The organism is Microlunatus panaciterrae (assembly GCF_016907535.1).
Taxonomy (GTDB): Bacteria; Actinomycetota; Actinomycetes; order Propionibacteriales; family Propionibacteriaceae; genus Microlunatus; species Microlunatus panaciterrae.
In genome coordinates this window covers 3,936,655-3,961,688 of the sequence record NZ_JAFBCF010000001.1, presented here as the reverse complement: position 1 = coordinate 3,961,688, position 25,034 = coordinate 3,936,655, and the positions used below count along the sequence as shown (strand labels likewise).

16 protein-coding genes and 1 pseudogene are annotated in these 25,034 nt (G+C 67.5%); 8 read left to right on the top strand and 9 right to left on the bottom strand.

The window, feature by feature from the left end:
* Nucleotides 1-5: 5 nt before the first annotated feature.
* The 3 genes from JOE57_RS18005 to JOE57_RS17995 all read right to left on the bottom strand — a co-directional run bounded on the left by JOE57_RS18005 (nucleotide 6) and on the right by JOE57_RS17995 (nucleotide 3,371).
* Nucleotides 6-938, bottom strand: coding sequence for a carbohydrate ABC transporter permease (locus tag JOE57_RS18005; protein WP_204920017.1), 933 nt, complete (start codon nucleotides 936-938; stop codon nucleotides 6-8).
* 67 nt (nucleotides 939-1,005) lie between these two features.
* Entirely contained in the window at nucleotides 1,006-1,944 is a 939-nt protein-coding gene (locus JOE57_RS18000) for a carbohydrate ABC transporter permease (protein WP_204920016.1), read from the bottom strand.
* Nucleotides 1,945-1,949: 5 nt separating this feature from the next.
* Nucleotides 1,950-3,371 (bottom strand): extracellular solute-binding protein, encoded by a 1,422-nt coding sequence (locus JOE57_RS17995; protein WP_204920015.1) that lies wholly within the window; start codon nucleotides 3,369-3,371, stop codon nucleotides 1,950-1,952.
* Nucleotides 3,372-3,618: 247 nt separating this feature from the next.
* Between JOE57_RS17995 and JOE57_RS17990 the strand changes: the two genes are divergently transcribed.
* Both JOE57_RS17990 and JOE57_RS17985 read left to right on the top strand, forming a co-directional pair.
* On the top strand, nucleotides 3,619-4,668 hold the full coding sequence (locus JOE57_RS17990; RefSeq protein ID WP_204920014.1) for a LacI family DNA-binding transcriptional regulator: 1,050 nt from the start codon (nucleotides 3,619-3,621) through the stop codon (nucleotides 4,666-4,668).
* 13 nt (nucleotides 4,669-4,681) lie between these two features.
* Nucleotides 4,682-6,550, top strand: coding sequence for a glycoside hydrolase family 127 protein (locus tag JOE57_RS17985; protein ID WP_204920013.1), 1,869 nt, complete (start codon nucleotides 4,682-4,684; stop codon nucleotides 6,548-6,550).
* 228 nt (nucleotides 6,551-6,778) lie between these two features.
* On the opposite strand, the gene JOE57_RS17980 is transcribed toward JOE57_RS17985, so the two are convergent.
* Together JOE57_RS17980 and JOE57_RS17975 are read right to left on the bottom strand one after the other, a co-directional pair.
* The gene (locus JOE57_RS17980) at nucleotides 6,779-7,621 is read right to left on the bottom strand and encodes a rhodanese-like domain-containing protein (protein WP_204920012.1); all 843 of its coding nucleotides are present in this window, start codon (nucleotides 7,619-7,621) and stop codon (nucleotides 6,779-6,781) included.
* A 122-nt stretch (nucleotides 7,622-7,743) separates the two neighbouring features.
* A pseudogene (locus JOE57_RS17975) lies at nucleotides 7,744-8,391 on the bottom strand (thymidine kinase); the annotation flags it as partial.
* Between the two features lie 86 nt (nucleotides 8,392-8,477).
* Between JOE57_RS17975 and JOE57_RS17970 the strand changes: the two are divergent.
* The gene (locus JOE57_RS17970) at nucleotides 8,478-9,668 is read left to right on the top strand and encodes an aminotransferase class I/II-fold pyridoxal phosphate-dependent enzyme (RefSeq protein WP_204920010.1); all 1,191 of its coding nucleotides are present in this window, start codon (nucleotides 8,478-8,480) and stop codon (nucleotides 9,666-9,668) included.
* A gap of 17 nt (nucleotides 9,669-9,685) precedes the next feature.
* On the opposite strand, the gene JOE57_RS17965 is transcribed toward JOE57_RS17970, so the two are convergent.
* The 3 genes from JOE57_RS17965 to JOE57_RS17955 form a co-directional block, all read right to left on the bottom strand.
* A complete protein-coding gene (locus tag JOE57_RS17965; RefSeq protein WP_338041379.1) occupies nucleotides 9,686-10,828 on the bottom strand; it encodes an alkaline phosphatase family protein in 1,143 nt (380 codons plus the stop codon).
* The gene (locus tag JOE57_RS17960) at nucleotides 10,825-11,403 is read right to left on the bottom strand and encodes a DUF5998 family protein (protein WP_204920009.1); all 579 of its coding nucleotides are present in this window, start codon (nucleotides 11,401-11,403) and stop codon (nucleotides 10,825-10,827) included. The genes JOE57_RS17965 and JOE57_RS17960 overlap by 4 nt, the downstream gene beginning before the upstream one ends.
* 63 nt (nucleotides 11,404-11,466) lie before the next feature.
* A complete protein-coding gene (locus JOE57_RS17955) occupies nucleotides 11,467-14,124 on the bottom strand; it encodes a GNAT family N-acetyltransferase (protein WP_338041378.1) in 2,658 nt (885 codons plus the stop codon).
* Nucleotides 14,125-14,263: 139 nt separating this feature from the next.
* Between JOE57_RS17955 and glpK the strand changes: the two genes are divergently transcribed.
* The 5 genes from glpK to JOE57_RS17930 all read left to right on the top strand — a co-directional run bounded on the left by glpK (nucleotide 14,264) and on the right by JOE57_RS17930 (nucleotide 22,564).
* Nucleotides 14,264-15,781, top strand: a complete 1,518-nt coding sequence (gene glpK, locus JOE57_RS17950) for a glycerol kinase GlpK (protein ID WP_204920007.1) — start codon at nucleotides 14,264-14,266, stop codon at nucleotides 15,779-15,781.
* A gap of 85 nt (nucleotides 15,782-15,866) precedes the next feature.
* A complete protein-coding gene (locus tag JOE57_RS17945; protein ID WP_204920006.1) occupies nucleotides 15,867-17,582 on the top strand; it encodes a glycerol-3-phosphate dehydrogenase/oxidase in 1,716 nt (571 codons plus the stop codon).
* A gap of 153 nt (nucleotides 17,583-17,735) precedes the next feature.
* On the top strand, nucleotides 17,736-19,448 hold the full coding sequence (locus tag JOE57_RS17940; protein WP_204920005.1) for an AMP-binding protein: 1,713 nt from the start codon (nucleotides 17,736-17,738) through the stop codon (nucleotides 19,446-19,448).
* Nucleotides 19,449-19,571: 123 nt separating this feature from the next.
* Complete coding sequence (locus JOE57_RS17935; protein WP_204920004.1) at nucleotides 19,572-22,031, top strand: DNA gyrase/topoisomerase IV subunit A; 2,460 nt, start codon at nucleotides 19,572-19,574, stop codon at nucleotides 22,029-22,031.
* A gap of 35 nt (nucleotides 22,032-22,066) precedes the next feature.
* Entirely contained in the window at nucleotides 22,067-22,564 is a 498-nt protein-coding gene (locus JOE57_RS17930; protein ID WP_338041377.1) for a beta-class carbonic anhydrase, read from the top strand.
* Between the two features lie 221 nt (nucleotides 22,565-22,785).
* Here the strand turns inward: JOE57_RS17930 and JOE57_RS17925 are convergent, their stop codons facing one another.
* Nucleotides 22,786-24,855 (bottom strand): DNA gyrase/topoisomerase IV subunit B, encoded by a 2,070-nt coding sequence (locus JOE57_RS17925; protein WP_204920570.1) that lies wholly within the window; start codon nucleotides 24,853-24,855, stop codon nucleotides 22,786-22,788.
* Nucleotides 24,856-25,034: the final 179 nt, after the last annotated feature.

Below are 25,034 nucleotides of genomic sequence, written 5' to 3'. Positions count from 1 at the left end.
GGGGGTCACTTCACTCCGGACAGAGAGATGCCAGCGACGAAGTACCGCTGGGCGAAGATGTAGACAGCCAGCACGGGCACCAGCACCACCACCGCAGCGGCCATCATCAGCGGCCAGTTGGGCTGCTGGAAGGCCGACGCGCTGGCATTGAAGTAGGCCAGGCCGAGCTCGAGGGTCCGGTGCTCCTCATCGCGACTGACCAGCAGCGGCCACAGCAGGTCGTTCCAGGTGCCCATGAAGGAGAACACCCCCACTGTGGCCAGAGCCGGTTTGGTCAACGGCAGGAAGATGCGGAAGAAGACGGTCCACTCCGAGGCACCGTCGATCCGCGCCGCGTCCTGGTAGTCACGCGGGATGGTGAGGAAAGCCTGCCGCAGAAGGAAGATCCCGAAGGCGCTGGAGATCCCCGGCCCGATCAGACCGAAGTAGGTGTTCACCCACCCCAGCTGGAAGACCATCAGGAACAGCGGGATCATCGTCACCTGGAACGGGATCATCATCGTCGCCAGGAACAGGATGAACAGTGCCTTGCGACCGATGAACTGCAGGCGCGCGAACGCGTAGGCAGCGGTCGAGCAGAAGATCGTCTGTCCGACGACGGTGGCGGCCGTGACGATCAGCGTGTTCAGGAAGTAGCGGGCGAACGGCACCAGGGTGAAGAGCTGCCGATAGCTGGTCAGGTCGAAGGTGGTCGGCAGGATCTTCGGGGGGTAGCTGAATGCGGTGCCGGGCGGCTCGAGTGAGGTGGTGATCATCCACAGAAACGGCAACAACATGCCGACCGCGAGGAAGATCAGCATCGCATAGAAGAGCAGGGTCTTGATCACGCTCCAGAGGGTGATCTTCGCCTTCCTCGGCCGTGACGTGACCGAGGGCTTGCGATCGCGCCGGGCGAGGTCCTCGACGGACGGTGCCACTCCTGTTGCCGGGATGGCCATCAGTGTCTCTCCCTGGGTGGTGCCGGAACGGACAGGGCGCTATGGGACGGTGTGCTCGCCGACGGGGTCATGCCAGCGCCGACTCGCCGCGACGCTTCGCGTAGGCGAGCTGGATCAGGGTCGCCAGGAAGATGATCCCGAAGAGGACCCAGGCCTGGGCCGAGGCGTATCCCATCGAGAACTCCTGGAAGGCCCGCTTGTAGATGTGGTAGACGGCGACGTCGGTCGCCCCGAGCGGCCCGCCCTTGGTGATCACGTACATCGGGGTGAAGACCTGCAGGCCACCGATCACGCCGGTGACCAGCAGGAAGAAGGTGGTCGGGAACAGCAGCGGCACGGTCACATGCCAGAAGGACCTGAACTTGCCGGCGCCGTCGATCGAGGCCGCCTCGAGGATCTCGGTGGGCACAGACTGCAGGCCGGCCATCCAGATGACCATCTGGAAGCCGGCCCCCTTCCAGACCGTGATCACGATGATCGCGAACATCGCCCACCGCTCACTGTCGAGCCAGTGCTGTCCCGGCAGGCCGACCTGACCGAACAGGTAGTTCAGCAGACCACCGTCAGGCGCCAGCAAAGTGATCCAGATGACCGACACCGCCACCCAGGACGTGATCACCGGCAGGAAGAAGACGGCCCTGAACACGTTGATGCCCGGGATGCGTCGGTTGACGATCACCGCCAGGAACAGGCTCACCGCCATCCCGAACGGAACCGACACGAAGGTGTAGATCAACGTGTTCTTGACCGCGTGCCAGAAAGGCACATCGCCGATCAGCTTGGCGTAGTTCTGCAGACCGACGAACGGCGCATCCAGAAAGCGGGGACTGGTCCACTCGTGGAACGAGAGGTAGACGCTGAACAGGATCGGCACCAGCACGAAGACCGCCAGGTGCAGACCGGCCGGCAGCGTGAAGAGGTAGCCGGCCCGGTCGTTGTGGCGACCCCAGAAGCGCTTCCACAGGTTGTCGGCGGAACGCCTGCCGGCGGCAGAGTCGGTCGGCATCAAGGTCAGCCCTGCAGCTCGCGGTCGACCGCGGTGACGGTCTTCCTGACCTCGCCCTCGACATCACCCTTCCGCATGATCCTATCCATCATGTCGTTCAGCAGGTTCTCCACGCTGGGGTACTTGGCCACCTTCGACCCGCTCGGCGGCCGGCCCTTGGCGGCAGCGGCGATGTAGATCGGGTCGTACTCGGCGAACTTGGTGTCCTGGCTGGCCGACTTCTTGGCGACCTCGGCGTTGGCCGCAATGGCGATGCCGGTGACGGCCTTCGTCTGCTGGTACCCGGCCGCGGTGGCCGCCTCTATGAAGGTGCCGACCGCCTTCTTCTTGCTGTCCGGCAGGTCGTAGCGCACAGTGAAGCTGGACTGGTAGATCACGGTCGAGTCGTCCACCTTCTTCGGCTGGCCGACGACTCCGAGCAGGTCAGTGGAGAAGCCCTCGGCCGTGGACAGCCCGGTGAGCTCCCAGTGGCCAGAGTCGAACATGCCGAACCGGCCCTTGATGAACTGGGCGTCGAAGCTCGACTTCTGGGTCAGCGTGTCCAGCGTCGACGGGTTCGGCGACACCTTGTGCTTGAGCACCAGATCGGCATACCACTGCAGCGCTTCCATGGTGGCGGCCGAGTCGAGGAAGCCCTTGGCCGTGGTGCGATCGGGCGACAGGATGTCGGAGCCGTTCTGCCAGACGCGGTAGACCCACAGGTAGGCGTACTTGCTGGCCCGGTAGCCCCACGTCTTCACATCGGAGCCATCGAACCCGGCGTCGCCGGCCGAGCGGCCCTTGCCGTCCTTGGTCAGGGCACGGGCGTACTCGAGCTGCTGGTCCCAGGTCCAACCGTCCTTCGGCTCCTCCAGCTTGGCTGCAGCGAACAGCTTCGGGTTGTAATACACGACCACCGGGGTGAAATCGTTCGGCAGTCCGTACAGGCTGCCGTCCTCCTGCTTGTTGATGTCCAGCACAGCCGGGAAGAAGCGGTCTGTGGTCAGCGCCGGCACCTCCTTCTGCAGCTCGCGCATGTCGAGCAGCAGTTTGCGCTGCACCAGCGGCGCCAGGCTGGAGGCGTCCTGGGACCAGACGTCCGGCGCGGTTCCTGAAGCCAGGTCGACGATGATCTTGGTATCGAACTCCGGCGGGGTCTCCTTGGAGTCGATCACGATGTTGGAATGCTTGGCCTGGAAGTCACTCAGGAACTGCTGGTACGCCTTGTCCAACGGCGTTCCCTTCTCCTCCGGCGTGACCTTGAAGCCGACAACGGAGATCGTTACCTTGCCATCGGCGCCTGGGCCCTGATCTGCCTCGTCCTTGCCGCAGGCAGCCAGCGCGGGACCGAGGGCCAGCGCCGCTCCGGCTCCTCCGGCCAGCTTGAACAGCGTTCTCCTGGTGAAGGGGTTCACCTGCATCGCCCTCTGGTCCGAAGTCGCGGACATGTCTGCCTCCTGGAAGAAAATGGGACTGGGACCGACCCAGGCGACGCTGGATGGCGACTGCACTGGTCGTGCCGGATGAGTGCAGACACTAGCCATGGAGTTGCTTTCAGGTCAACGGTTCAAATATGAGAAAACAATTTCTCTTATTGACGCTCTCGCACGGCACATGGGACGGTTTCCTCAACCACGGCAACGTTCTGCGTGATGCTGATCCGAGCAACCATTTGCGCAACCCTGAGGAGGACTGATGGCACCGACGATCCGTGACGTGGCCGAAGCCTCCGGTGTGTCCATCTCGACCGCTTCCAAAGGCCTTCACGGAAAGGGCCGGATGCGCGACGACACGCGGGACCGGATCATCGCCGTGGCGCGTGAGCTGGGATTCCGCCCCAACCTGAACGCCAGCTCGCTGACCAGTGGCCGCACCTTCACCGTGGGCCTGCTCACCAGGGACGGCTACGGCAGGTTCACGCCCACCCTGCTGGGTGGAATCGAGGACTCGTTGACCGCCGAGACCAGCAGCCTGCTGCTCTGCGACGCCCGCCGCGACACGGTCCGGGAGCGTCACTACCTGGATGCCCTGATCGCCAAGCGAGTCGACGGGCTCATCATCACCGGTCGGGCCACCGACCCGACCCCACATGCACCCAGAAACCTGCCGTTCCCGGTGGTCTACGCCTACCGGACATCTGACGACCCCACCGACACCAGTGTCACCGTCGACGACGAGCACGGCGGCTACCTGGCCGGTCGGCAGCTGCTGAGGCAGGGCTGCCGCTCGATCCTGCACCTGACCGGGCCGGCGCACTACCTCGCCGTGACCGAACGGATCAGCGGAGCACGCCGGGCGCTGGCCGAGCACGGTCTCGAGCTGCCGGACGAACGGGTGGTGCACCTGCCCTTCGACGAGAATCAGGCCTACCGGTCCGTCAACCGACTGCTCGAGCGGTTTCCCGATACCGATGGCATCTTCTGCGGCAACGACCAGCTGGGACGTGGGGTCGCCGACGCGCTCACCGCCGCCGGGCGTCGGGTGCCGGAGGACATCGCCCTGGTCGGCTTCGACAACTGGACGCTGCTGGCAGCACACACCCGCCCACCCCTGACGTCGATCGACATGAACCTGTACAGCCTCGGCCGCACCGTGGGTGAGACCATGCTGAACTCGATCAACGGCAGCGCCACCCCCGGCGTGGTCAAGCAGACCTGCATGCTGGCGATCCGCGAGTCCTGTCCCGCGCCCGCCGAGGGGGACCCGGTCTGGACCTCCGACTACCCGATGATCCCCGACGCCTGATGGAGACGCCTTCATGACCCACCGCAACACCGCCGTTGTCGACACGACCTCCAGCCCGCACGCCCTGCTGCGCCCTGTCGGAGTCGACTCTGTCCGGGTACGGGACGACTTCTGGTCGCCGCGGCTGGACGCCAACCGCGGTCGCTCGATCGCGTTCGCCCACGACAAGTGCAGCAGCACCGGTGCACTCGACAACTTCCGCCGCGCAGCCGGAGAACTCGACGGGCCGTTCCAGGCCCGCTACTACTCCGACTCGGACGTCTACAAGTGGGTCGAGTCGGCGTCCTGGGCGCTCGCGGCCGGTGACGACGAGGACATCCGCCGGAGGCTGGACGAGACCATCGAGCTGATCGCCGCAGCTCAGGACGACGACGGCTATCTCAACACCTACTTCAGCGTCGATCGTGTCGACGAGCGCTGGACGGACCTGGTGAACAAGCACGAGATGTACTGCCTGGGGCACCTGGTCCAAGCCGCCGTGGCCCATTTCCGCGCCACCTCAGAGCGTCGGTTGCTGGACGTCGCCCTGCGCTGCTGTGCTCTGGTGGAGTCGCGCTACTCCCCCGATCGGACGCTGGCGGCTTGCGGCCACCCCAACCTGGAGATGGCACTTGTCGAGCTCTACCGGCTCACCGGCGAGCAGCGGTGGCTGCGGCTGGCCGAGTGGCAGCTCGACTCCCGGGGACACGGTGTGCTGAACGGCAGCGAGTATCTGCTCGACCACCAACCGGTACGCCAGCAGAGCCGGGTCACCGGGCATGCGGTTCGTGCGCTGTACCTCTATGCGGCCATGGCGGACGTCGTGCTGGAGACCGGCGATCCGGAGCTGACCAGGCGTCTGGAGGAGCTGTGGACCGATCTGTCGACGAGCAAGATCTCGGTCACCGGTGGGGTCGGGGCCCGCTGGGACGGTGAGGCGTTCGGGGAGAGCTATGAGCTGTCGGACCGCCCTTACAACGAGACCTGTGCGGCCATCGCTGAGATCTACCTTGCCTGGCGACTGTTGCTGCGGACCGGTGACGGCCGCTATCGCGAGGCGATCGAGTGGGCTCTCTACAACGCGGTGCTGCCCGGGCTGTCACTGGAGGGCACCGACTTCTTCTATCAGAACCCGCTGGCGGATGCGGGGCGCCACCGACGGCAGCCGTGGTTCGACTGTGCCTGCTGCCCGCCCAACATCACCCGGCTGCTGGGGTCTCTGCCCGGCTACGCCCTGACCACCTCGGACGAGGGGCTGTGGCTGCACCAGCTGCTCGGGATCGACGCCGACATCGACCTGCCGGACGGCACCCGCGCCCAACTGAGCACCACCTCCGGGCTCCCCTACCGGGGCACGTTCACCGTTCGGCTGGGACTGTCCGCTCCGAGCAGCTTCGTGCTCCGGCTGCCCGCTCCCAGCTGGGCTGCGGAGATCCGGTTGACGATCAACGGCGTCGAGTCCGCCGCACGACCGGCGGCCGGCTACCTGGTGCTGGAACGGGAATGGGCCGATGGAGACGAGCTCAGCATCGACTATGACTTCCCCGTACGGCTGCTGGCGGCTCACCCCTACCTCGCCTCTGCCCACCACCGGGTGGCCATCACCCAAGGACCGCTGGTCTATTGCCTGGAGCAGGCCGACCACGTGGAGGACATCCGAGACCTGTCGCTCACCGGCACCGAACAGTGGAAGCGCGCCCCCGGACCCGACCTTCCCGGGGTGGAAGGCCTGTCGACGACGGCGTCCGCGAGGACACCGAGCGACCTCGCGCTCTATCGTCCCTGGCAGCCCGGCCCCGACGAGACTCGGCCCGCCGACGCCGCAGCTCTGACCGCCATCCCCTACTTCGCCTGGGCCAACCGCGAGCCCGGCCTGATGACCGTCATGATCCCCCTGACCTGAGTCCGGCCGAAGTGCCCTGACCCCTGTCGATGTGCCCTGAGCTTGTCGAAGGGGCGCATCCCACGTACGTGCCCTGAGCCTGTCGAAGAGCCCGTGAACTGCAGGGAGCACTCTTCGACAAGCTCAGAGCGCGTGAGGAACAAGCGTCTCCCACACCCCGCGGATATGTGCCCTGAGCCTGTCGAAGGGCGCTCTTCGACAGGCTCAGAGCGCGTGAGGTCGAAATGCTCAGGGGAGCGGGCCGGTGCGGACCGGTCGGTCGGGGTCTCTGATCCAGTCGCTCCACGAGCCGGGATAGAGAGTGCCACCGCCGATCCCGGCTGACCGCATCGCCAGCAGGGTGTGGGCTGCGGTGATGCCCGAGCCGCAGTAGAGGACGGCGTCGCCGTCGACACCGAGCGCGGTGAAGCGCTCCCTCAGGACTTTCGGTGCGACGAACCGACCGTCGGCGTCGACGTTGTCCATCGACGGTGCGCTCACCGCCCCCGGGATGTGACCCGCGACCGGATCGATTGGTTCGTTCTCGCCGGCGTAGCGTTCCGCTCCCCTGACGTCGACCAGCACCGGGGCCTCTCCCTTGTCGATCAAGGCTGCCAGCGTGGCCGAGTCGACCTGGCCCAGCTGGCCGGGTCGACCGTCGAAGTCCCCGGCCGGGACGTGCTCGGACTCCCCCGCTGTGACCGGCTGGCCGGCCTTCGTCCAGGCGGCGAGGCCACCATCGAGAACAGCGACCTGGTCATGCCCGGCATCGGCCAGCAACCACCACAGCCGGGAGGCAGCCAACGAGTTGGCCGCATCGTAGACCACCACGGCTCGGTCGTTGCTCACCCCAATCCGTCGCATCGCTTGTTGAAAGACCTCAGGCGGCGGCAGGGGGTGCCGCCCACCAGCTCCGGGGGGCGCGGCCAGTTCGCGGTCAAGATCAACGAACTGGGCACCAGGGATGTGACCGGCCTCGAAGTCGGCCCGGCCGGTGTCTCGGCCCAGTTCCCAGCGGACGTCGGCGATCACCGGTGGCTGGTCCGATCCCAGCGCTGCCAGGAGGTCCTGGGCCCCGATCAACACGCTCACCGCAGCTCCTCCAGCTCGTCCTCAAGCCCGAACGGCGCATCATCCTCATGCCCGAACGGCGCATCATCCTCATGCCCGAACGGCGCATCATCCTCATGCCCGAACGGCGCATCATCCTCATGCCCGAACGGCAATGGCTCCGGGGAGAGCGTCGCCCGCGCCACCATTCGGGTGACCTTACGACGATGGTGCTGTCGACAGAGCACCTCATAGGAGACCACCGAGCTGTCCACACCGATGACGGCCGTGTCCCCGACCACCACCTGGTCACCCTCGGTCACCATCGCCCCGTCGACGGTCCGAGCGTTGTGGGTGGCCCGCTGACCACACCAGCACAACGCCTGCACCTGCAGCGTCTCGATCCGATCACACAGCTCGACCAGTCGCTGCGAGCCGGGGAACATCCTGGTGCGGAAGTCGGTCAGGATTCCCACCGCGAACACGTCGATCTGCAGCTCGTCCACGATCCTGGCCAGCTGGTCGATCTGGATCGGCTGATAGAACTGCGTCTCGTCGCAGACGAGGTAGTCGATCCGTTCCCCGCTGGTGAGCTCCTGGACAACATAGACCCAGAAGTCGAACTCGGGATGTACCTCGATGGCGGGCCGTCGCAGACCCAACCTGGACGAAATGGTGGCCTCGCCCGCCCGATCCTGGCTGGTGAACAACCGCCCCGTCCGCCCACCGCTGGAATGGGTGTAGTCAAGTTGCAGGGCCAGCGTCGACTTGCCGCAGTCCATCGGACCGGTGAAGTAGAGGAAGTCAGCCACGGGTGAATCCTGCCAGCATCCGGACCGGCCCCCGAGCCAGCCCTCCCGGCTGGGATCCTGAACGGACCCGTACCGAGGAGCTCCCCGTGCCCAATCGGCCGACCGATCCGCCAGCACTCGCCACCCGACTGGCCGGAGTCACGTCATCGATCGTCCGTGACCTGCTCGCGCTCACCGAACGGCCCGGCATCATCTCCTTCGCCGGCGGGCTGCCCGCCCCGGAGCTGTTCGACGTCGAGGGAACCGCCGAGTCCTTCGCCACCGTGCTGAGCACGGGCGCCCGCGCGGCTCTGCAGTACTCACCCACCGAAGGGAACGCGACCCTGCGGGCGATCGTTGCCGACCGCTACACCGCCCTGGGTCTGCCCACCAGGGCCGAGAACATCGTGATCACCACTGGTTCACAGCAGGGGTTGTCACTCCTGGCGGCAACGCTGGTCGACCCCGGCGATGCCGTCCTGGTCGAACGACCCAGCTATCTGGCCGCCTTGCAGGCCCTGACACTGGCCGGCGCCCGGCTCATCGAGGTGCCGTCCAACGGCGACGGTGTCGACCTCGACGCGCTGGCTGAGCTGGCGAGGCGCCACTCCGCTCGCCTCTTCTACACCGTGCCGACCTTCCACAACCCGACCGGCCGCACCCTGGATGCCCACCAGCGCGGTCGGATCGCCGAGATCGCCCAACAGGTCGGCTTCCGGGTGATCGCCGACGACCCGTACCACGAGCTGCGCTACTCGGGTGAGTCGCTGGCACCGATGGCCGCCTTCTGCGACAGCGACCACGTGGTGAGCACCGGCAGCTTCTCCAAGATCCTGGCCCCAGGGCTCCGGCTCGGTTTCGTCCGCTGCGACCCGACGATCAAACCCGGACTGGTGGTGGCCAAGCAGTCGGCGGACCTGCACACCTCCACCCTCGACCAGGCAGCCGCAGCGCACTATCTGGCCACCGGTCGGCTGTCCGCAAGCCTGGCCCGGGCCCGCTGCGAGTACGGTCGTCGCCGGGACGCCCTGCTCGCAGGACTGGAGTCGGCGCTGCCCCCGGGCAGCCGCTGGACCAACCCGGACGGCGGAATGTTCGTCTGGGCGGAACTCCCCGAAGGGTGGGACGCGGCCGTACTGCTGCCAACGGCCATCGCGCACCAGGTGGCCTTCGTTCCTGGCGCATCCTTCTTCGCCAGTGCCCCGAGGGCCAACACCATGCGGCTCTCCTTCACCACCTACGACCCGGAGACCATCGCCGAGGGGACGCGCCGGCTCGGCCTGGCGCTGGCGGGCTGAGCTCACGCGTGCGGGACTCAGTCGGTGAAGAGGGGGACCATCATCTCGGCGGGGGTGAGCGACCCGTGCATTCCCACCAGTGACAGTTCCCTGGGGAACTGACGGGTCATCACCGCATGGTCGTCGCGCATGGCCACCATCACATGCCCGTAGCGGTCGACGATCGAGGCGTCGACCTGGCCGAACCAGCCCTCGTCGAACGCCTCGTCGCGGGTCCTGACCCAGGCCAGCTCACCGAGCCGATCGCGCCACCGGTCCGCGACCCGCTCGGGGTTCTCATGATCGACATAGAGCTGGCGGAAGCGACCCTCACCGGCCAGTGCGGACACTCCTGCCAACAGCCCCGGCTCGTCCTCGACGATCAGCCGGTTGCCGCTGGGGATGTCGATCATGCCGTGGTCACCGGTGATGATCATGGTCACCTCGTCCGGCAGGCTCTCTCGCAGCCGCTCACACATGGCGTCGATCCGGGCCAGATGGCGCAACCACACCTGCGAATCGCAACCGTCGACATGACCGGAATGATCAAGCTCCCGCTCGTACGCGTAGACCAGGCTCCGGCTGCCCCTCATCGCCGCCTCGACGGTCAGCTCGATCCGCGTGTCCTCGGCCTTCTCGTGCTCGAAACCGACGAAGTCCGCCCCGCGCAGGGCCGCCTGGGTGAGCCCGCTGCATTCGAACCGGTGCAGCGCCACCGAGCTCATGGCGACCCCGGCCGTGCTGATCCGCTCGAACGCCGTCGGCCGACTCTGGTAGTCCTTGGCGACGAGCTCGGACTCCCAGGTCAGCGCGTTGAGGATCTCACCGGTCTCCGGCACCCGGGAGGTGTAGCCCACCATCCCGTGTTGACCGGGGGCTAGGCCGGTGCCGAGGCAGGTGAGGCTGGTGACGGTGGTGCTGGGCACGGCCGAGGTGATCGCGCGACCGTCGCCGAGCAGCCCCGCCAGATAGGGCGCCGCCTGGGCGGCACGACGGATCAGGTGCCAGCCGAGACCGTCGATCAGCACCACGACGTAGCGGTCGGAGCCGGGCAGACCGAGCAGGTCCTCACGGTAGCCGGCGATGCCCAGGTGCGCACCGATGCTGGGCACCAGGTCACTGAGGGTGGAGTGCTGGTAGACCGGCTTCACCATCGGCGGCAGGGCGGTCCGTGCCGTCACAAGGCGGCCGCCCGCTGCAACGCCGTGGCGAAGCTCACCAGCCGGGCCACCCGGTCAGGACCCTCCGCAGCTGCCGACATCCTGACCGTCAGGTCGTCGCCGACCAACGCGCCGGTGAAGCCATGGTCGGCCTCGCACTGCGGGTCCGAGCAGCTGGCCGGCTCGAGGTCGAGTCGACGCATCGCTCCCCAGCCCACCGAGAGCCAGGTCTCGTGGATGTCCGGTGAACCGGCGTGGAAGTCCTCCGGTTTGGTGACCACCCGGGTCACGACGACAGTGTTCACCTGCCGCAGCGCGACCGACTCGGTCGAGCTGGACGCGTAGTTGCCGGGGATGTTCGGGTCGGCCGGATGGTCGTCAGTGTGTCCCACCACCAGGCGGGTGGGTGTCAGCGCCAGTACGGTGATGTGCCGGTGGATCTCGTCCCGGTTGAACGTCGGTTCGTGGTGCACGACGAAGTCCAGCAGCTCCTCGTCGGCGACGGCGAGCGAGATCGCGTCTTCGACCAGCTCCGGGAAGTAGCCGCAGGCGGCGATCTCGGCGCGCAGATCCGCCTTGGTCGAGTGCACCCTCATGGGAGTCATCCTGCCACGGGCCGCACCTGGCCGCCGGTTCGGGCGCAACCGAGGCGGGTTGGCTCAGCCCAGCGAGCGCGCCATCGGGTCACGCTGGTCGTCGGTGGGGGCGATGAAGATCCGTGCACCGAGCACCGACAGAGTGGTTGTAGAGGCGATGCAGGGGTTCAGCGTCGCCGTTGACAGCTGCGGCAGGTCGTCGGAGAGCTGAGCCACCCGGTGCAGCAGATCCTCGACCGCCGAGATGTTCACCCGCGGACTGCCGTGCCGCCCGAACAGCGTCGGCGCAGCACGCAGGTCGCGCACCATCGCCGCGGCGTCGACCGTGGTCAGCGGCGGCACCCGGTAGACGACGTCGCCCAGCAGCTCGCTCGCGATGCCGTCCAGTCCGAGGGAGACGATGGGGCCGAAGGCCGCGTCCTCCCGGCTGGTGAGCACCAGTGCCACCCCAGGCATCACCATGGGTTGCACCACCGGCACGGCGACACTCAGGTCGCCATCTTTGCCCGCCAGCCCGAGCTCGCGGACCAGCTCGCCGAGGTCGACCCACGCCTGCGACATCTCCGCGGCGTTGTCGAGGTTGCGATAGACGCTGGCCAGGTCCGGCCTCCCCCGGACCGCCTGGGCCGTCGCCTTCAGGACCACGTTCCAGCCGAGCTCCTCGGCCTTGCTGATGGCCTCGGCGAGCGAGTCGACCCGATACTTCGGCACCACCTGGACACCGTAGGCGCCGAGCAACTCGGCGGTCTCCTCGTCGGTGAGCTCGCGGCCCCGCGGCTCGGCGGACAGCACCCGGTTCACCACCCGCTTGGCCGCCAGCTCGTCGACGTCCAGCAGCGGCACCGCCCCTGGGTCGCGTTCCCGCCAGTGCGCGTACGCGGTGACGGCCGCCAGCGCCTGGATGGCGTCGGCCGGTGAGGTGTACGTCGGCAGCGTGTTGGGCAGGTCGGTTCCCTCGTGGTCCTCCTCCACGTCGGCGAAGTCCAGGAACACACCGAGCAGCGGCTTGTGCGACTCGGTGGCCACCTCACTCAGCTTCCACTGCGTCGCGCGGGTGCCATCGTCATAGACGCTCACCACGGTGCAGACCACCGAGTCACAGCTGTCGTCGGCCAGCGCCGCCCGCGCCGCGTCCGCCAGCTGCACTTCCGAGGCGTTCGCGGGAAAGACCATCGGCTCACCGGAGAGCAGCAGCCCGACCGAGGTCACGGTCTGCGCCATCTGCCGGGCCATCGAGGCTGAGTTGGTGATCAGTCGCACGCGCAAACCGTGGGGCAGCGGCTGACGCGCCGCCAGCTTGCCGATGTCCATCATGGCCCCACGGTGGTGGACGACGATCACGCCGGCCTGGCGGAACAGGGCGTCGACCGCCGCGTCCGGGGCCAGGGACAACCCTCCCCGGTCACCCGCATGCGAGGATCGGCGAGCCCGGCCCGGGGCCAGCACCACGACCGGCTTGCGGCGGGCCAGTCGGCGCGCGATCCGGGAGAACTTGCGCGGGTTGCCGAGGGAGTCCAGCGACAGCAGGCAGACCCGGGTCTCCTCGTCGTCCTCCCAGAACTGCATCACGTCGTTGCCGGTCACGTCGGCGATGTCGCCGCTGCTGATGAACGACGACAGACCGAGATGGGCCCGGACGGCGCTGCGCAGGAAGCCGACACCGGCGGCGGCCGACTGGCAGAAGATGCCGACGCCGCCGGTTCTCGGCATCGGTCCCGGGCTGGCGTTCAGCCCGACCTGGGGGTTGGTGTTGATCAGACCCAGCGCGTCCGGCCCCAGCGCCCGGACCCCGTACGCGCGAGCCAGGCTGACAACCGTCAGGTTGGAGCGGTCGGCCGGGTCACCGCTGGTCAGCACCACCATCCCGTGCGCGCCCTTGTGCGCCGCGTCGATCACCACCCCGCCCAGCTCGCTGATCGGGATCGAGACCACGGCAAGGTCGATCCGACCCTCGACGGTGGCGATCGAGCTCGCGGTGCGGACACCCGAAACGGGGGTGTCGTCGGTGCTGACCGCGATCACCTCGCCGCGGAAGCCGCCGCTGAGCATCGAGTTCACCAGCACCTGCGCCTCGGCGCCGGCACCGACCACGACCACCCGCTCAGGGGTCAGCAGCCGCTGCATCGATGCACCCTCCGCCCGGTGTTCGCGTCGTTCCATCACCCCGACCGACGTGTCGGTGGGCAGGATCGGGAACTCCACGGACAGCACCCCGTCTTCGATCCCCTTGTGCAGGCGGTAACCGGCGTCGGCGAACACCTGCGCCATCCGCCGGTTCTCCGGCAGCACGTCGGCGACGAACGCCGTGATCCCCCGCTCCCTGGCCGCTTCGGCGAGGTGCTCGAGCAGCAGCTGCGCCACCCCCCTGCCCTGATGGGCGTCCTCGACCAGGAAGGCAACCTCAGCCTCGTCGTTCTCGGTGCGGTCGAACCGGCCGACACCGATCATCCGTTCACCGACCGTCAGGATGAAGGCGACCCGGTCGACGTAGTCGACGTTGGTGAACCTCTCCACGTCGCGCTGGCTGAGCCGCGGATAGGGCGCGAAGAAGCGCAGATACTTCGACTCGGCGGAGACACGGTTGTCGTAGAAGTCGACCAGCATGTCGGCGTCGCTGGGTTTGATGGGTCGCAACCTCGCGGTCCCGCCGTCGGCCAGGACCACATCCGCTTCCCATTCGGTCGGGTAACCGGGTGGGTTCTCGGTCGGAGCGGGACGCACAAGCCCAAGCCTACTGAGTCAGTCCCGGGGCTCGCTGCAGGCGTCGGCGCATGGGCTTCGACGGTGTGGTTGGGTTAGGGGTGATGGTCCAAGGACCAGGACTGGCTATTGTCAGGTCACCTCCGAAGGGACACCTCAGATGGCTGATTTCGTTGCGGCGATCGACCAGGGCACCACAAGCACCCGCTGCATGCTGTTCGACGCGTCCGGCAAGGAGGTCGGCAAGCACCAGCTCGAGCACCAGCAGATCATGCCGCAGGCGGGTTGGGTTGAGCACAATCCGGTGGAGATCTGGGAGCGGACCAGCGCCGTCGTCCAGACCGCGATCAACGCCAAGGGCATCGCCGCCTCGGACCTGGCCGCGCTGGGCATCACCAACCAGCGTGAGACGACCGTGGTGTGGAACCGCCGCACCGGCCGGCCGTACTACAACGCCATCGTCTGGCAGGACACCCGCACCGACAAGACCGCCGCCGCACTGGAGCGGGACGGCAGCGGTGACCTGATCAGGCAGCTGGCCGGGATCCCACCGGCGACGTACTTCTCGGCCGGGAAGATCCAGTGGATCCTGCAGAACGTTCCTGGCGCACGGGCCGATGCGGAGTCGGGTGAGGCACTGTTCGGCAACACCGACACCTGGCTGCTGTGGAACCTGACCGGCGGCCATCGCGGCGGCGTGCACATCACCGACGTCACCAACGCCAGCCGGACCATGTTGATGAACTTGGAGACGCTCGACTGGGACGACCGGTTGCTGGCGCTGTTCGACATCCCGCGCAGCATGCTGCCGGAGATCCGGCCGTCCTCGGACCCGAACCTCTACGGACAGACGCTGGAGGCGGGACCGTTCGACGGCGCCGTGCCGATCTCAGGTGATCTCGGTGACCAGCACGCCGCGATGGTGGGGCAGGTCTGCTTCGCCCCCGGCGAGGCCAAGAACACCTACGGCACCGGCAACTTCCTGCTGCTGAACACCGGCACCGAGCTGGTCCGGTCGAACAACGGACTGCTGAGCACGGTCTGCTACCAGTTCGGCAGCGCTCCCCCGGTGTACGCCCTGGAGGGATCGATCGCCGTCACCGGCTCGGCCATCCAGTGGCTGCGTGACCAGCTCAAGATCATCGGTGGCGCAGCGGAGAGCGAGGCGCTCGCCCGATCGGTGCCGGACAGTGGCGGTGTCTACTTCGTGCCGGCCTTCTCCGGTCTGTTCGCTCCCTACTGGCGCTCCGATGCCCGCGGCGCGATCGTCGGACTGTCGCGGTTCAACACCAATGCCCACATCGCGCGGGCCACGCTCGAGGCGATCTGTTACCAGTCCCGCGACGTCGTGGAGGCGATGGAGAAGGACTCGGGCGTGCACCTCGAGGTCCTCAAGGTCGACGGCGGGGTGACCGCCAACGCGTTGTGCATGCAGATCCAGGCCGACATCCTCGGTGTGGAGGTCAGCAAACCGGTGGTGGCCGAGACGACCGCACTGGGTGCGGCCTACGCTGCCGGGCTGGCCGTCGGGTTCTGGCGTGACCCCGACGAGCTGCGGCAGAACTGGCATGAGGAGCGACGTTGGCGGCCGCAGACGACGGAGGCGGACCGGGAGCAGGGCTACGCCCAGTGGAAGAAGGCGGTCGCGCGCACGCTGGACTGGGTGGACGTGTCGTGACCACCGCGTCAGCCCACAGCCACTGCACATCTGTCGCCGCCGCCCATCCGCGGCAGCGGTCCGCGAGCTCGTCCTGGAGGTCTCGATGAACACCACCACATCCCCACTCGGCCCAGCGGCCCGTGTCGAGGCACTGCGTCGGCTGGCCACTGAGGAGCTCGACGTGCTGGTCGTCGGCGCCGGCGTCACCGGCGCCGGCTGCGCGCTGGACGCGGTCACCCGCGGTCTGAAGGTTGGGCTCGTCGATGCCCGGGACTTCGCCGCCGGCACCTCCAGCCGCTCGAGCAAGCTCTTCCACGGCGGCCTCCGCTATCTCGAGCAGCTCAACTTCTCGCTGGTCTTCGAGGCGTTGAAGGAGCGTTCGCTGGCTCTGAACAAGCTCTGCCCGCACCTGGCCCGGCCGGTGCCGTTCATCTACCCGCTGCAGCGTCGCTTCATCGATCGCGGCTACGCCGGCCTCGGCATCGGCGTGTACGACGTGATGGGTGCGGGTCGTGGCGTTCCGCACCACTTGCGCCACCTCAGCCGGAAGCAGACGCTGGAGATGTTCCCGTCGGCCAAGCGGGAGGCCCTCACCGGTGGGATCCGGTTCTACGAGGGGCAGGTGGACGATGCGCGGCACACCATGATGCTGGGTCGGACGGCCGCCCACTACGGCGCGATCTGCGCCATGAGCACCCGCGTGGTCGGCTTCATCCGGGAGAACGACCATGTCGCCGGCGTCCGGGTGAAAGACCTGGAGGGCGGCGGCGAGTTCGAGATCCGGGCACGTCAGACCATCAACGCCGCCGGCGTCTGGATCGATGAGATCCAGGAGATGCTCGGCGGCCGAGGTCAGTTCCGCGTCCGCGCCTCCAAGGGCGTGCATCTGGTGGTGCCCCGCAACCGGATCAACTCGAGCTGTGGGTTGATCACCCGCACCGAGAAGAGCCTGCTGTTCATCATCCCGTGGGGCAGCCACTGGATCATCGGCACCACCGACACCGACTGGGAGCTGGACCTCGCGCACCCGGCGGCCAGCCAGGCGGACATCGACTATCTGCTCGAGCACGCGAACACCCTGCTGGCGGACCCGCTGACCCGAGACGATGTGGTCGGTGTGTACGCCGGTCTGCGGCCGCTGCTTTCCGGCGAGTCCGACTCGACCAGCAAGCTGTCCCGCGAACACGCCGTGGCCAGCCCGGTCAGCGGGCTGACCATGATCGCGGGCGGCAAGTACACGACATACCGGATCATGGCCAAGGACGCCGTCGACAGCGCGGTCCACGGCCTGGAGCAGCGGGTCCCGGACTCCTGCACCGAGGACATCCCGCTGCTAGGGGCCGACGGCTATCGCGGGATGTGGAATTCGCGCGAACGGATCGCCGAGCAGAGCGGACTGCGGGTCTCGTGGATCGAGCATCTGTTGGGCCGCTACGGCTCGCTGCTGCCGGAGCTGCTCGCCATGATCGAGGCCGACCCGGAGCTGGGACAGCCGCTGTCAGGCGCTGGCGAGTACCTGAAGGCCGAGGTGGTCTATGCGGCCTCGCACGAGGGTGCCCTGCACCTGGATGACATCCTGGCCCGCCGGACCCGGATCTCGATCGAGACCTGGGACCGCGGCATCGCTGCAGCGACGGAGGTGGCAGAGCTGGTCGCACCGGTCCTCGGCTGGGGACCCGCCGACATCGAACGTGAGGTCGAGCACTACCACAAGCGGGTCGACGCCGAACGGGAGTCGCAGAGCCAGCCGGACGATCTCTCTGCCGACTCGGCCCGGTTGGGTGCCCCCGACGTACGCATGGGTGGAAGCACGAGCTAGTCCCACCTCGGCGAGACGGGCCTGGCTCGGCCCATGATCGCCGACAACCAGTAATCTGAACTCCAGATTGCAGCTTTCCGAACGCACGCAGCCCGGCAGGTGACGATTGAGCAGGCTCCGGCCGGGCCAGCCCGACAATCTGGAGTGGGAACTATGCCGGTCAACCCTCATGTACGCGCCGCCCGGGACTTCCTGGTCAAGCACCGGGAGGACTACGAGACGGCCGTCAAGGGTTTCAGCTGGCCGGAGCTTCCGCTGTACAACTTCGCCACCGACTGGTTCGACGGGCTGGCCGAGGAACGGCCGGACGACACGGCGCTTTGGGTGATCGACAGCGAGAGGCAGACGAGGCTCAGCTTTGCTGACCTGGCATCCCGCTCGGTCGCTGCCGCGCACTGGCTGTCCAGTTGCGGCCTGCGTCGCGGCGACCGGCTCCTGCTGGTGCTCGGCAACGTCGTCCCGTTGTGGGAGATCATGCTGGCCGCCATTCGGCTCGGCGTGGTCGTGATCCCGGCGACTCCGCAGTTGTCGGCTGCCGACCTGGCGGACCGGGTGGATCGCGGCGGCGTGGCGATGGTGATCGCCGACGCGACCGACGTGGCCAAGTTCGCCCTGATCAGATCTGGCAGCATCCGGGCCGCCGTCGGCGAACCGACCGACGCCGACCTGTCCGCCGGCTGGCTCAGCTATGCCGACTCCGCCGGCCATCTGGGCCGCGACCCGCACTTTCCTGGCGCCAGCAAGGCGCGTGACCCGCTGCTGCTGTACTTCACCTCCGGTACGACGGCACAGCCCAAGCTGGTCGAGCACACCCAGGTGTCGTACCCGATCGGCCACCTGTCAACGATGTACTGGATGGGTCTGAGACCCGGCGACGTCCACCTGAACATCTCGTCGCCCGGCTGGGCCAAACATGCCTGGAGCAACTTCTTCTCTCCCTGGCTGGCGGGGGCCACGGTGCTGGTCTACAACTACGACCGGTTCGACCCGGCAGAGTTGCTGCAGGTGCTGGAACGGGCCGGCGTGACCACGTTCTGTGCACCGCCGACGGTGTGGCGGATGCTCGTCCAGACGGACCTGACCCAGGTCCCGGCCTCGCTGCGAGAGGTTCTGTCGGCCGGCGAACCGCTCAATCCTGAGGTCATCGCCCGGGTGGAGCAGGCCTGGGGTCTGACCATCCGGGACGGGTACGGCCAGACCGAGACCAGTGCCCAGGTCGGCAATCCGCCGGGCGCGCCGATCAAGCCCGGTTCGATGGGCCGCCCGCTGCCCGGCTTCCAGGTGGTGCTTCTGGACCCGGCCACCGGTGCCGAGTCGGAAACCGAGGGCGAGCTGTGCCTGCGGCTCGAACCTCGTCCGCTGCCACTGATGACCGGCTACAAGGAGCGGGCCGAGCAGTTCGACGACGAGAAGAATGGGGCCGCCTTCGCCGGCGATGTCTACCACACCGGCGATGTGGTCTCCCGGGACGCCGAGGGCTATCTCACCTACGTCGGACGCGCCGACGACGTCTTCAAGGCCAGCGACTACCGGATCAGCCCGTTCGAGCTGGAATCGGTGCTGATCGAACATGCCGCAGTGGCTGAGGCGGCCGTCGTACCGGCACCCGACGCGCTGCGCCTGGCCGTACCCAAGGCCTACATCGTGCTGGCGTCCGGCTTCAGTCCCGACTCCGAGACGGCCCGCTCGATCCTGGCCTATGTCCGCGAGCAACTGGCCCCGTACAAGAGGATCAGACGGATCGAGTTCGCGGAGCTGCCCAAGACCGTCAGCGGAAAGATCCGGCGGGTGGAGCTGCGCGCCGGGGAGATGTCACGGGAGCATCGGTCGAGCGCCGAGTTCTGGGACTCCGACTTCGAGTTCTGACCACCGCGACTTCGCGCCGAGGCCGGGAACGGCACCGGCCAACACACCCTGACCACCTGGCTCGAGTTGAAGGGCCGACCAGCGACAATACTGAGGCACGCGACACCCATCGAATGGCAGGACATGGCACGCAAAGCATCGACCACACCGCCTGAGGACGACTTCACCGAGCGGATTGTCGACATCGATGTCTCCTCCGAGATGCAGACGAGCTTCCTGGAGTACGCCTACTCGGTGATCTATGCCCGCGCGCTGCCGGATGCCCGCGACGGGCTGAAACCGGTGCAGCGCCGGATCCTCTACTCGATGAACGAGATGGGCGTGCGGCCGGACCGAGGTCACGTGAAGTGCGCCCGGGTGGTCGGGCAGGTGATGGGTGTCCTGCACCCGCACGGCGACACCGCCATCTATGACGCGCTGGTCCGGACCGCGCAACCCTGGTCGATGCGGCTGCCGCTGATTGACGGCCACGGCAACTTCGGCTCGCCCGATGACGGGCCTGCGGCCATGCGCTACACCGAGTGCCGGATGGCACCCTCGGCGTTGGCGATGACCGACGGGCTGGACGAGGACACCGTCGACTTCAAGCCCAACTATGACGGCCGCGACACCGAGCCGACCGTGCTGCCGGCGGCCTTCCCCAACCTGCTGGTCAACGGAGCCAGTGGCATCGCGGTCGGGATGGCGACCAACTGCCCGCCGCACAACCTGGTGGAGGTGGTGCAGGCGCTCCGGCATCTGCTCAAACACCCCGATGCCGACGTCGAGGCGCTGATGCGGTTCATTCCCGGCCCGGACCTGCCGACCGGCGGCAAGATCATCGGACTGGACGGCATCAAGGATGCTTACGCCACCGGCCGCGGTTCGTTCAAGATCAGGGCCACCGCCCGGGTGGAGCAGGTCACCCCGAGGCGCAAGGGCATCGTCATCACCGAGCTGCCCTACAACATCGGCCCGGAGAAGGTGATCGAGCAGATCAAGTCTCTGGTGGGCAGCAAGAAGCTGCAGGGCATCGCCGACATCAAGGACCTCGCCGACCTGACCAACGGCACCCGGCTGGTGATCGAGGTCAAGAACGGTTTCAACGCCGACGTCCTGCTCGAGCAGCTGTACAAGTCGACCAAGCTCGAGGACTCCTACTCGATCAACGCCGTTGCGCTGGTGGAGGGGCAGCCGCGCACGCTGTCGCTGCGCGAGATGCTCACGGTCTACCTGGAGCACCGGCTTGAGGTCACCCTGCGCCGGACGGAGTTCGCCCGACGGAAGGCCCTCGAACGGCTGCATCTGGTGGAGGGGCTGCTGATCGCCATCGTCGACATCGACGATGTGATCGCCATCATCCGTTCCTCCGATGATGCGGCTGCGGCCCGGGCCCGGCTGATCGAGGCGTTCGACCTGACCGAGACCCAGGCTTCCTACATCCTGGACATGCAGCTGCGCCGGCTGACGAAGTTCTCCAAGATCGAGCTCGACGCCGAGCGGGAGTCCCTGCTGACCAAGATCACCGAGCTGACCGAGATCATCGACAACGAGGACCAGTTGCGGACTCTGGTCGGCAACGACCTGGCCGAGATGGCCAAGAAGCACGGCACACCACGGCGGACCATCCTGCTGGCCGCCAGTGGGGTGGCCGCGACAGCTGCCACGGCGCCGCTGGAGGTCGCCGACGACCCCTGCTGGGTGCTGCTCTCCTCTGCCGGTCTGCTGGCTCGCACCGACCATGCCGATCCCCTGCCGGGCGAGGGCCCCCGCGCCAACCACGACGTTGTCACGTCGATGATCCGGGCGACCGCCCGTGGCGATTTCGGCGTCGTCACCTCGTCGGGCAGGCTGGTCCGCTGCCACGCGCTGGACCTGCCCACCGTGCCCGGCACCGCGAATGCGCCCAACCTGCAAGGCGGCGCCCAGGTCTCCGAGCTCGTGGGTCTGGCTGCGGACGAGCGGGTGCTCTGTCTGACAACGCTCGACCCGGACTCGTTGGGGCTGGCCGTCGGGACGGCCCGCGGGGTGGTCAAGCGCGTCAACCCCGAGGCGCTGAGCCGCGAGTCCTGGGACGTCCTGCGGTTGGAACCCGGCGACCAGCTCGTCGGGGCGGCGGAGCTCACCTCGACCGACGTCGACCTCGTCTTCATCACCAGCGACGCGCAGCTGCTGCACTTCCCGGTCAGCGACGTCCGGCCGCAGGGCCGCTCCGGCGGCGGGGTCGCCGGAATCAAGCTCTCGCCGAACGCACGCGTCGTCTTCTTCGGCACCGCCCCCAGAGCCGATGCGATCGTGGTCACGGTCGCCGGCAGCTCGGCAGCCCTGCCGGGCACCGATGCCGGGACCATCAAGGTGACACCCTTCAGCGAGTACCCGGCGAAGGGCCGTGCGACCGCCGGCATGCGCTGTCACCGCTTTCTGAAGGGCGAGGACGTCCTGCTGCTCGGCTGGGCCGGGGCCGCCCCCGCCCGTGCTGCCGCCGCCAGCGGCGCACCGATCGACCTGCCGGAGGCCACCGGACGACGGGACGGGTCCGGAGCGCCGAACGGGCAGCCGATCGCCGCTGTCGCCTCGTCGCTGGCTCAGAAGGCAGACACCTGACAGTTGTCGATCGCTGGGGCCCTACAGTGTGGGTCGTGGATGAATCTTTCGAAGACCTGCTGCAGGCCAACCGCCGCTTCGCCGACACCTTCGCGCTGAGCGGATTCGACGGGCTGGCTCACGCCGGCGTGGCGATGGTCACCTGCATGGACTCCCGGATCGAGCCGCTCGGCATGATCGGGCTCAAGGTCGGCGACGCCAAGATCATGCGCACCCCCGGTGGACGGGTGACCGAGGACGCCCTGGTCGGGTGCATCCTCGGCGTACACCTGCTGAAGGTGGAGCGGATCCTGATCGTCCCGCACACCCGATGTGCAATGGCTGCCGGCACCGACGCCGAGATCGCCGAGGCCGTTCGCAACGCCACCGGTGCGGAGATCGGCGACCTGCGGCTCGGCGCCTCCCCCGACCAGGACACGAACCTCCTCGCCGACGTCTCCCTGCTCCGCAACCATCCCCTCATCGGGGACCGAGCCACCGTCGGCGGCTTCAAGTACGACGTCGACACCGGCCTGCTGACCCGCCTCATCTGACTCTGCTCTGAGCCCGTCGCGCACGCGTTCTGACTGAACATTTGTGCGTTAGCGGGCCGATCACGCGGGCTGAGCCTGTCGAAGGCCCACCGACCACTGCGTGAGGGTGCGGCAAGGCCCTTCGACAAGCTCAGGGCACGGGGGCAAGCTCAGGGCACGGGGAAGCTCAGGGCACGGGGAAGCTCAGGGCACGGGGACAGTCTCAGGGCACGGGGACGGCCTTAGGCGTCGATAGTCGCGGCGTCCAGCTGGTAGGCACCGTCGACGATGAAGCCCTTGCGGGGGCCGACATCGTTGCCCATCAGAAGGTCGAAGGTCTGCTCGGCGGCCTCGGCGTCGTCGACGGTGATCCGGCGCAAGGTGCGATGGCGTGGACTCATAGTCGTCTCGGACAGCTGGTCGGCGTCCATCTCACCCAGCCCCTTGTAGCGCTGGGGCTCCTTGAAGTTCTGGCCACGCTTGGTCAGCTCCGCCACCTTGCGCTGGTATTCGGCATCGGAATACGTGTACAGGTATTTCTCCATGCCACGCTTGGGGTTGATCAGCTCGAAACGATGCAGCGGCGGCACTGCCGTGTAGACACGGCCGGCCTCCACCAGCGGCCGCATATAGCGGAAGAACAACGTCGCCAGCAGGCACCGGATGTGTGCTCCGTCGGAGTCGGCATCCGCCATGAAGATGATCTTGCCGTAACGTGCCGCGTCCAGGTCGAAGGTGCGCCCGGTGCCCGCACCGACGACCTGGATGATCGAGGCGCACTCGGTGTTCTTCAACATGTCCCCGACCGACGCCTTCTGGACGTTGAGGATCTTGCCGCGGATGGGCAACAGCGCCTGGAACTCCGAGCTGCGGGCCCGCATCGCGGTACCGAGCGCGGAGTCACCCTCGACGATGAAGAGCTCGCACCGATCGACGTCGGTTGACCTGCAGTCCTTGAGCTTGGCCGGCAGGGTCGAGGACTCGAGGGCGTTCTTGCGCCGCTGCGCCTCCTTGTGCGCCCTGGCGGCCACCCGGGTCCGCGACGCGGACACGACCTTCTCCATCACCATCCGAGCCTGGGCCTTGGCCTCACGCTTGGTCGACGTCAGAAAGCTGGTCAGCTCGGCCTCCACGATCTTGCCCACCAGCCGGGACACCGCCGGCGTGCCGAGCACCTCCTTGGTCTGTCCCTCGAACTGTGGTTCGGCCAGCCGCACGGTGACCACCGAGGTCATCCCCTCCAGGATGTCCTCTTTGATGATCTCCTCCCCCGACTTCAACAGCCGGGTGCCCTCCAGAGCCTTGCTGAAGGCCCGCGTCAGGGCACGTTCGAAGCCGGCGACATGCGTGCCGCCCTTGGGGGTGGCGATGATATTCACGTAGCTCTTGGTACGGGACTCGTAGCCGCTGCCCCAGCGGACCGCGATATCCACCTCGAGCTCGCGATCGACATCGGCGGGCTCCATATGTCCCGCGTCGTCCAGCATCGGCACCGTCTCGGTGAACGAATCCCTACCCTGAAGCCGGATGACATCGGTCAGCGGGGCGTCGGTGGCCAGATACTCGCAGTACTCGGTGATGCCGCCATCGTGCTTGAACGTCTCCTGGGTCGTCTCCGGCCCGCGCGCGTCGGTGACGCTGAGAGCCAGGCCTGGGACCAGGAAGCTGGTCTGTCGAGCGCGCGCCTCCAGGTCGGTCAGCGACAGCTGGGCGTCCTTCAGGAAGATCTGCCGGTCGGGCCAGTAGGTGATCCGGGTGCCGGTCACCCCCTTCTTGGCCCGACGCAGCTTCTGCAGGCTGGCGCCCGGGGTGAACTTCGCGATCGGGCCAGGCCCGTCGAACGTTCCCGGGACGCCTCGCCGGAACGACATGCCCCAGGTGGCGGAGTTGCGGTCCACCTCGACGTCGAGGCGGCTGGACAGGGCGTTCACCACCGAGGCCCCCACCCCGTGCAGACCGCCGGTCGCGTTGTAGGAGCCGGCGCCGAACTTGCCACCGGCGTGCAGCTTGGTGAAGACGACCTCGACACCGGACAGCCCGGTACGCGGTTCGACGTCCACCGGAATGCCCCGCCCACGATCATGCACCGTGATGGACCCGTCGGCGGCGAGAATGACCTCGATCGCATCCCCGTACCCGCCGAGGGCCTCGTCCACGGCGTTGTCGATGATCTCCCACAGACAGTGCATCAACCCCCGGGTGTCGGTCGAGCCGATGTACATGGCGGGGCGCTTGCGGACCGCCTCGAGCCCTTCCAGGACCAGCAGATGTCTTGCTTCGTACTCGCGGCCTTCGGCAACGGGCTGATTCATGGGCACCAGCCGAGGATACTTGTCGGCACCCACAGATCGCTGGACCGACCCACGGCAGCCGGCACCCGGGGAGCAAGCGCACAACGCCGTTGCGATGCGCTGACGGGTTCTGCAGTCGGGACCGGGTACGCTCACAAGACGTGACCTGATATGAAGGTCACACGTTTCGTGACCAGACT

Excerpts from the sequence above, each read along its gene's own strand:
- JOE57_RS18000 (WP_204920016.1), bottom strand. The coding sequence starts at position 1,944 with ATGCCGACCGACTCTGCCGCCGGCAGGCGTTCCGCCGACAACCTGTGG.
- JOE57_RS17995 (WP_204920015.1), bottom strand. The coding sequence starts at position 3,371 with ATGTCCGCGACTTCGGACCAGAGGGCGATGCAGGTGAACCCCTTCACC.
- glpK (WP_204920007.1), top strand. The coding sequence starts at position 14,264 with ATGGCTGATTTCGTTGCGGCGATCGACCAGGGCACCACAAGCACCCGC.
- JOE57_RS17925 (WP_204920570.1), bottom strand. The coding sequence starts at position 24,855 with ATGAATCAGCCCGTTGCCGAAGGCCGCGAGTACGAAGCAAGACATCTG.
- JOE57_RS17945 (WP_204920006.1), top strand. The coding sequence starts at position 15,867 with ATGAACACCACCACATCCCCACTCGGCCCAGCGGCCCGTGTCGAGGCA.
- JOE57_RS17985 (WP_204920013.1), top strand. The coding sequence starts at position 4,682 with ATGACCCACCGCAACACCGCCGTTGTCGACACGACCTCCAGCCCGCAC.
- JOE57_RS17990 (WP_204920014.1), top strand. The coding sequence starts at position 3,619 with ATGGCACCGACGATCCGTGACGTGGCCGAAGCCTCCGGTGTGTCCATC.
- JOE57_RS17940 (WP_204920005.1), top strand. The coding sequence starts at position 17,736 with ATGCCGGTCAACCCTCATGTACGCGCCGCCCGGGACTTCCTGGTCAAG.
- JOE57_RS18005 (WP_204920017.1), bottom strand. The coding sequence starts at position 938 with ATGGCCATCCCGGCAACAGGAGTGGCACCGTCCGTCGAGGACCTCGCC.
- JOE57_RS17960 (WP_204920009.1), bottom strand. The coding sequence starts at position 11,403 with ATGAGGGTGCACTCGACCAAGGCGGATCTGCGCGCCGAGATCGCCGCC.
- JOE57_RS17935 (WP_204920004.1), top strand. The coding sequence starts at position 19,572 with ATGGCACGCAAAGCATCGACCACACCGCCTGAGGACGACTTCACCGAG.